This window comes from Actinophytocola sp. (assembly GCF_036402745.1).
GTDB lineage: Bacteria > Actinomycetota > Actinomycetes > Mycobacteriales > Pseudonocardiaceae > Actinophytocola.
On record NZ_DASWSJ010000337.1, the window covers coordinates 1 to 7,472 of the forward strand.

Here is a 7,472-nt window from a genome sequence, read left to right on the forward strand (position 1 = left end):
CCCCGCCGATCCGGTGACGATCCGCCGCGCCCCGCGGTCCGGGCTGCCGGGCGTCACCACGGTGTACTCGTGGTAGTAGCCGCTCGCGCAGTTGGGCAGGATCGCCTCGCGGTTCGAGAAGACCGTCCCGTCCTGCGGGTACGGGTACGGTCCGCCGGCCGCGATGAGGTTGGCCGTGTCGGTCGCCTCCGGCGGGAGGTCGCCGAGCGGCACGACGGTGTAGCTGGACGTGTCGCCACACACCGGTTGGGCGACCGCCGTCAGGCTCGCCGGCTCCGGCGCCGCGAAGCCGGCGGTCGTGAGGCCGAGGAGACCCAGGGTGGCGATCAGCAGGGTGAGTAGCGTCTTCACGGGTTTTGGTGTGACGTTGCTCATTTTCCGACCGTAACCCGTGTGCGTGACACGAAATAGACGCCGATCGTCGGGACCCGTGAGCGGGAATGACGGAGCGTTCGCCGTCTGGACGCGTGAGCGGGAGCGACGGAGCGTTCGCCGTCTGGACCCGTGAGCGGGAGCGACGGAGCGTTCGCCGTCTGGACGCGTGAGCGGGAGCGACGGAGCGTTCGCCGTCTGGACTGACGAGCGCGCGCAGGCGCGCCAGCGCCGAGCACGGGAGGAGGGAAGACTGCGAGTAGCGCAGGAGCGGAGCGAACCATCAGACACAGGAAGCGCAGGCGCGCCAGCGCCGAGCATCGCACGGAGGAAGACGGCGAGTAGCGGAGGAGCGAAGCGAACCATTCAGCACTGTTCAATGGCGTTCATGGACAGTCTGGTCATCCGTCGGGCCACGGCCGACGACGTCGCCGCGATCGTCGACATGCTCGCCGACGACCCGCTCGGCGCGAGGAGGGAGTCGCCCGGCGATGCGGCCTACGCGGAGGCGTTCAAGGAGATCGACGCCGACCCGCGGCAGCTGCTCGTGGTGGCAGAGGTCGGCGGCGAGGTCGTCGGCACGATGCAGCTCACGTTCATCCCCGGCCTGTCCCGGCGCGGGGCGACCCGGGCGCTCGTCGAGGCGGTGCGGGTGCGTTCGGACCAGCGTGGCGGCGGGCTCGGCCGCAGGCTCGCGGAGTGGGCGATCGAGACCGCGCGCGAGCGGGGCGCGGCGATGGTGCAGCTGACGACCGACGCCAGCCGGGTGGACGCGCACCGGTTCTACGAGCGGCTCGGGTTCGTCGCGAGCCACGTGGGGATGAAGCTGGCTCTCTAGCCCTCGGCGATGCGCTTGACGAGCCGGCGGTGGACGCTCTCCGGCAGCAGGTGGGCCACGTCGCCGCCGTAGGTCGCGACCTCCTTGACCAGGCTGCTGGACAGGAAGCTGTTGAGCGGCTTGGTGGGCATGAACAGCGTCTCCACGCCGGTGAGCTGCTGGTTCATCTGCGCCATCTGCAGCTCGTAGTCGAAGTCGCTGACCGCGCGCAGGCCTTTCACGATGGCCTGGATGTCGTGCTGGCGGCAGTAGTCGACGAGCAGCCCGTGCCACGAGTCGATCCGCACGTTCGGCAGGTGCGCGGCCGCCTCGGCGAGCATCTCCATGCGCTCCTCGACGGTGAACAGGCCCCGCTTGTTCTTGTTGATCAGCACGGCGACGACGACCTCGTCGAACACTGCGGCGGCGCGCTCGAGGATGTCGAGGTGGCCGTTGGTGGGCGGGTCGTAGGAACCGGGACACACCGCGCGCCTCATAAGCGCGGACCGTATCAGCAGGAACCGTTCCCGACAGGCCGACGGTGGTCTTGATCACCCGACGGGGTCACCCAGCGGGGTCGCTCACGGCGGCCCAATGCAGCTCCGTGTCGCCGTACCGGCGGACCTTGGCCGGCACCAGGGCCCCGGGCCAGTCCGGCGGGCCCGAGCGCTTGGCCCGCTCGACGACGACGAGCGAGCCCCGCCGGGTCCACCCGTTGCCGACCAGCGCGTCGAGGTCGGCCCGCAGCGCCGCGTCGTCGAGCGCGTACGGCGGGTCGGCGAGCACCAGGTCGAACGGCTCCCCCGGCGGCTCGGCGAGCACCGCGGCCACCCGGCCCTGCCGGGGCACGGCGCCGGCGAGGCCGAGGCTCGCGATGTTCTTGCGCAGCACGGCGACCGCGCCCGGGTCGGACTCGACGAGGACCGCGGTGCCGGCGCCGCGGGAGAGCGCCTCCAGGCCGAGCGCGCCGGTGCCCGCGTAGAGGTCGAGCACCCGCGCGCCGTCGAGGTCCATGGCCGCCTCGAGCGCGCTGAACAGCGCCTCCCGCACGCGGTCGGACGTCGGCCGGGTGCCGCGCTTGGGCACGGCGAGCTGCCGCCCACCCGCGATCCCCGCCACGATCCTGGTCACCCGGACATCGTGGCGCAGGCAACTGTGATCAGGGTGTCCGCCCCCACACCGCCCGATTCGCGTAGGCTCGCCCTTCCAGAAAAAGCAAACAGAGCCGACTTTCACAATCACGCAGGCACATACCGGGGAGCGGCTGGGTGTCGCACACCTCTGTCAGACAGGCCGAGATCGCGGTCGAGCAGGCGCACGTCGACGTCGTGTACGAGCGGGTCGAGGAGATGCGTACCGAGGCGCGGGACATGCGCCGCCGGGGCGACCAGCTGGCGCACGGCGCCCGCAACGAGGCCATCTTCGAGCAGGCCGCGATGCTGTTCGAACGCGACGTGATGGTGCGCCACGCCAACCAGATCCTCCGCAGCCTCGACGCCGAGCACGAGGGCCTCGTGTTCGGCCGGCTCGACACCACCGACGGCGACGACCCGGACACGGAGACGATGTACGTCGGCCGGCTCGGCATCCGGGACGTGAACTTCGACAACCTGGTCACCGACTGGCGCGCGCCCGCCGCGTCGGCGTTCTACCAGGCCACCGCCGAGCAGCCGATGAACGTGGTCCGCCGGCGGGTCATCCGCTCGACCGGCCAGTCCGTTGTGGACATCGACGACGACCTGCTGGCGCCGGACAAGCGGCCGGCCGGCATGGCGGTCGTGGGCGAGGGCGCGCTGATGGCCAGCCTCACCCGGGCCCGCGGCGACAAGATGCGTGACATCGTCGCCACGATCCAGAGGGAGCAGGACGAGGCGATCCGGGCGCCGTGGCGCGGCATCACCGAGATCACCGGCGGGCCCGGCACCGGCAAGACCGCGGTCGCGCTGCACCGCGTCGCGTACCTGCTCTACCGGGACCGGCGGCGGATGGGCGGCTCCGGCGTGCTCGTCATCGGCCCGTCGCCGGCGTTCACCTCCTACATCTCCCGGGTGCTGCCGTCGATGGGTGAGGACACGGTCGAGCTGCGCTCGCTGGGGGAGCTGCTCGACGGCTATCTCGCGGCCGGCAACGACCCGCCGGAGGTCAACCGGATCAAGGGCTCGCTGCGGATGCGCCGGGTGCTCAAGCGGGCGCTGCGCGAGGCGCCGCCGGACGCGCCGGAGGAGCTGCGGATCACCTACCGCGGCGAGGTGCTGAAGCTGGACGCGCGGGAGCTCGCGCGGGTGCGGCGGCGGGTGCACGGGCGCGGGCGGGTGCCGAACCAGTCCCGGGTCGACGCGGCCGAGGCGCTGCTGGAGGCGCTGTGGCGGCAGGCCGAGGGCCGGCCGGGCATCGACCACGACGAGCTGATCACCGAGCTCGGCGAGCGCATCGAGTTCCACCGGTTCGTGGTGGTGTGGTGGCCGATCCTCACGGCGGCCGAGGTGCTGGCGTGGTTCACCGACCGCGAGCGGCTCGCGGCGGCGGCCGGGCGGGCGCTGTCGGCCGCGGAGGTGGAGCTGCTGGCGTCGTCGTGGGACACGGCGTCGGGCCCGACGGTCGCGGACGTGGCGCTGCTGGACGAGCTGCGGGTGCTGCTGGGCCAGCCGACGAAGCGGCACCGGCGGCGGGTCGCCGCGCAGACGGCCGAGCTGCGGTCGTGGGGCATGGACACGTCGACGGCGCCGCGGCGGACCGAGCACTACGACGAGTACTCGCACATCGTGGTGGACGAGGCGCAGGACCTGTCGCCGATGCAGTGGCGCATGGTGGGCCGGCGCGGCAAGTACGCGAGCTGGACCGTCGTCGGCGACCCGGTGCAGAGCTCGTGGCCGGACCCGAACGAGGCCGAGTCGGCCCGGGCCTCGGCGATGGGCCGCGCGACGCACCGCCGGTTCACGCTGGCCACGAACTACCGCAACTCCGCGGAGATCTTCGAGCTGGCCGCCCAGGTGGTCGGCGACGTGGCCACCGCCGACCAGCTCCCGACCGCGGTCCGCAGCACCGGGGTCAAGCCGTCGATCCGCGCGCTGGCGGCCGAGGAGATCCCCGCCGCGGTCCACACCGCGGCGCTGGAGCTGCTGTCCGACGTGGACGGTACGGTCGGCGTGATCACCTCCACCGGCAGGCTGGCCACCGTCCGCGCCGCGTTGTCCGAAGTGGACGACCCGAGGCTCGCCGTGGTCGACGGCGTGGAGGCCAAGGGCCTCGAGTACGACGCGGTGGTGCTGGTGGAGCCGAACGAGCTGGTCACCGAGTCCACGACCGGCCCGCGCACGCTGTACGTGGCGCTCACCCGGGCCACCCAGCGCCTCACGGTCCTCACCACCGACCCGTCCTGGCCGGGCAACTGAGAACACCCGCACCCGACGACCGGTGGGAGACCCGGTGGGCCGCACCCCCAGCGCGGCCCACCGGGAGCACGTCACCGGACCCGGATCAGGCCCCACAGCCCCTCGCTGAGGGACCAGCGCAGCGGGCCGGTCCGGTAGGCGTGGTCACCCGGGGCGCCCGCGGTGAACCGCAGCGTCCGGACGCTGCCCACGCTCAGCGCGCCGATCGACCCCACCCGCGGCGCCACGAGGTGCTCCTCCATCGGCCAGGTCCGGCCGTGCACCAGGAACCCGTGGTTGCGGGCGCGGTCGGTGCCGCACACGACGTGCAGCCGCACCCGGTCGCCCTCCACGCACTCCAGCAGCGGCGTGCCCGGGGCCGGGTCGGCCAGCGACGGGCGGCGCGGCAGCAGGTGGGCGCTGCGGTAGTTGAACCCCTTCTGCCCTGTGTCGTCCGGCTCGTCCTCGAGGTCGCGCACGGGCTGGGTCGGGTCGCCGTCGTGGTACATCCGCACCCCGTCCTGCACCAGCAGCACCAGCTCGCGCTCGAAGGTGCCGTCCGCGTGGCGCAGCACGGCCTGCTCCCCCACCCAGTCCGACGGCGTGACGTCGGCCGGCTCGACCACGAGCGCGCCGATCAGGCCGCGGTGCCGGTGGGTCCGGATGTCCGCCCGGTCCTGCAGCAGCACGACGCCCTCGCGGTCGGCGTACCAGCGCTGCGTGTGCTCGCCGCCCGGCTTCACCGTCGAGGGCTCGTTCCGGCCGACCCACGAGCCGTCCGACGTCCGCACGTCCGCCCGCAGCAGCCCGCCCGCGTGCAGCGACACGGTCCCGGAGACCACCCGGGACGCCGGGTCGTCCTTGGCGGAGAGCCCGGGGTCGAACGGGGTCGCCTCGCCGTCGCCGGACAGCGGGTTGTGCAGCGTCACCTCCACCCACTCGCCCACCCGGCAGCGCAGCACCAGCGGCTCGCCGGGCACCTGGTCGTCCACTGTGTACACGACGGCGAGCGGGTCGGTGCGCTGGTCGCTGTAGTCGATCTCGTGAGCCGCCACCCGCACGTCGTAGTGCCGGGCGGTCGCGGGGTCGAACGGCGGCGGCGCCACCCCCGCGAAGGCACGCGGCAGCGGCGGCAGGTCGTCCACTTCGGACTCGTGCAGGCGGATGAGGCCCCACGCGCCCAGCCACGTCTCGTCCGCGGTGGTGAAGCTCCACAAGTGGTCGCCGGGCTGGGTGTCCGGGTCGAGGTGGAAGCTGAACGCCTCGGAGATGCCCAGCGTCTGCTGGTCGCGCAGCGGCGAGGTGGGGTCGTCGCGCCACACGTGCCAGCGCATCCCGTGCACGCCGAAGCTGTGCTGCTCCTCGTGCGAGCCCTGGTAGAGCCGGACGCGGAGGTGCTCGCCGGGGTACCCGCGCAGGATCGGCGTGCCGGGGTCGCCGTGGACCTCGCTGGCGAACCACTCCTCCGGCCGGTCGGGCCGCTCGTGCAGCGGCGCGCACCGGTAGCCCACGCCCATCGCGCCCTGGTCGTCGAGCGCGCCGGGGAACGCCGGCGGGTTGATCGGCACGCCCGCGTCGCCCGCGCCGTGCTCGACGAGCGGCACGAAGTCGGCCACGCCCAGCACCTGCTCGCGGAACGCGGTGCCGTCCGGGAGCTTTACCACGGCCTGGTTGTCGTTGCGCACCTCGCGCGAGTGGTCGTGCGGGTCGACCCATTCCGCGCCGGCCGGCTCGGCGATCATCGCGCCGAACAGGCCGTGCCGCTGGCGCTCGTTGGCCAGGAGGTGGTCGTGGAAGAACACGACGCCGAACTCCTCGTCGCAGTACCAGCGGTAGATCCAGCTGCGGTACCGCGCGCGGGCCTGTTCGCCCTCGTCCAGGGTGGCCGTGCCGGACAGGTAGTTCCAGCCGACGCTCGCGCCGTCGGACACCAGCGGGTCGAACTTCACGAGGTGCACGTGCAGCCCGCACTCCGGCTGGAACGGCAGCACCTGGTCGAACGCGGTCGGGGGCTGGCAGCCGATCGGCAGCTCGTTGGTGAGCGTCAGCTCCAGCACCTCGCCGGCCCGCGCGCGGATGGCGATCGGGCGGACCTCGCGGGTGCCCTCCTCGAGCTGGCGCTGGAACCGCGCCACCCCGCCCGCCTCGTCGATCTCCTCCTGCAGCACGAAGAACACCGCGCGGTGGTCGTGCCAGCTGCTGTGGTGGTCGCCGCCGGCGGACTCGTAGTAGTCGACCGTGCCCTGCAGCACCACGAGGTGGTAGCGGCGCACCGGCGCCTCGGGGTCCACTGTGGACTTGGTGAACGCCTCGCCCGGCTGCGGGTCGGGGCAGAAGGCGTTGCGCTCCAGCTCGGTCGGCTCGCGGCCCATGCCCTCGGGCATCAGCGGGGTGCGCGGCGGGCGCGGTGACTTCTGCGGGAACTCGCCGGCGATGAACGCCGGGAACCCGGGCCGTTCCGGGGTCGGCGGCACCGGGGCGGGGTGGCCGGGCAGCGGCCGCAGCGGGGCGATCGGCGTGCCGTCGGGGTAGTGGCCGGAGCCGTCCTGCAGCGTGTCGAACACCCGCCACATGCCCCACATGCCGGCGTGGAAGTGCGGGTAGAGGTGGCAGTGCCAGATGATGTCGCCGGTGGTGCGCTGCACGGAGCCCGCGCCGCCGATCGGCTCGATGGTGAACGCCTGCTGCGGGCTGATCGAGATCGAGTCGATGATCGGCGACTCGTCGTGCCCGGGCACCGCGTGCCACTGGTGCAGGTGCAGGTGGAACACGTGGGTCTCCTTGACCCCCGCGTGCACGAGCCGGATCCGCGCGCGATCCCCTTGGTAGGCATGGAGAATCGGCGTGGCCGGGTCGCCGAAGAGCCAGGAGCTGTGGTGCTGCTCCTCGCCGACGATCGCGTCGCGCGCCGG

General features: G+C 73.0%; 6 protein-coding genes. 2 read left to right on the forward strand and 4 right to left on the reverse strand.

Annotated features, from left to right (window positions below):
* A partial coding sequence (locus VGD70_RS30805; RefSeq protein ID WP_414638102.1) for a ribonuclease domain-containing protein occupies positions 1-351 on the reverse strand: 351 nt, incomplete at its 3' end.
* Between the two features lie 409 nt (positions 352-760).
* Here VGD70_RS30805 and VGD70_RS30810 point away from each other — a divergent pair.
* The gene (locus VGD70_RS30810) at positions 761-1,210 is read left to right on the forward strand and encodes a GNAT family N-acetyltransferase (RefSeq protein WP_331087563.1); all 450 of its coding nucleotides are present in this window, start codon (positions 761-763) and stop codon (positions 1,208-1,210) included.
* Here the strand turns inward: VGD70_RS30810 and coaD are convergent.
* A complete protein-coding gene (gene coaD / locus VGD70_RS30815) occupies positions 1,207-1,686 on the reverse strand; it encodes a pantetheine-phosphate adenylyltransferase (protein WP_331087565.1) in 480 nt (159 codons plus the stop codon). The genes VGD70_RS30810 and coaD overlap by 4 nt on opposite strands.
* A 67-nt stretch (positions 1,687-1,753) precedes the next feature.
* Positions 1,754-2,320, reverse strand: a complete 567-nt coding sequence (gene rsmD, locus VGD70_RS30820; protein ID WP_331087567.1) for a 16S rRNA (guanine(966)-N(2))-methyltransferase RsmD — start codon at positions 2,318-2,320, stop codon at positions 1,754-1,756.
* A gap of 137 nt (positions 2,321-2,457) precedes the next feature.
* Here rsmD and VGD70_RS30825 point away from each other — a divergent pair, with 137 nt between their 5' ends.
* Positions 2,458-4,581: a HelD family protein gene (locus VGD70_RS30825; RefSeq protein WP_331087569.1), complete on the forward strand. Its 2,124-nt coding sequence runs from the start codon at positions 2,458-2,460 to the stop codon at positions 4,579-4,581.
* Between the two features lie 71 nt (positions 4,582-4,652).
* On the opposite strand, the gene VGD70_RS30830 is transcribed toward VGD70_RS30825, so the two are convergent.
* A partial coding sequence (locus VGD70_RS30830) for a multicopper oxidase domain-containing protein (RefSeq protein ID WP_331087571.1) occupies positions 4,653-7,472 on the reverse strand: 2,820 nt, incomplete at its 5' end.

Bases quoted from the DNA above. Each gene is read 5' to 3' on its own strand.
- VGD70_RS30810 (WP_331087563.1), top strand. From the start codon at position 761: ATGGACAGTCTGGTCATCCGTCGGGCCACGGCCGACGACGTCGCCGCG.
- coaD (WP_331087565.1), bottom strand. From the start codon at position 1,686: ATGAGGCGCGCGGTGTGTCCCGGTTCCTACGACCCGCCCACCAACGGC.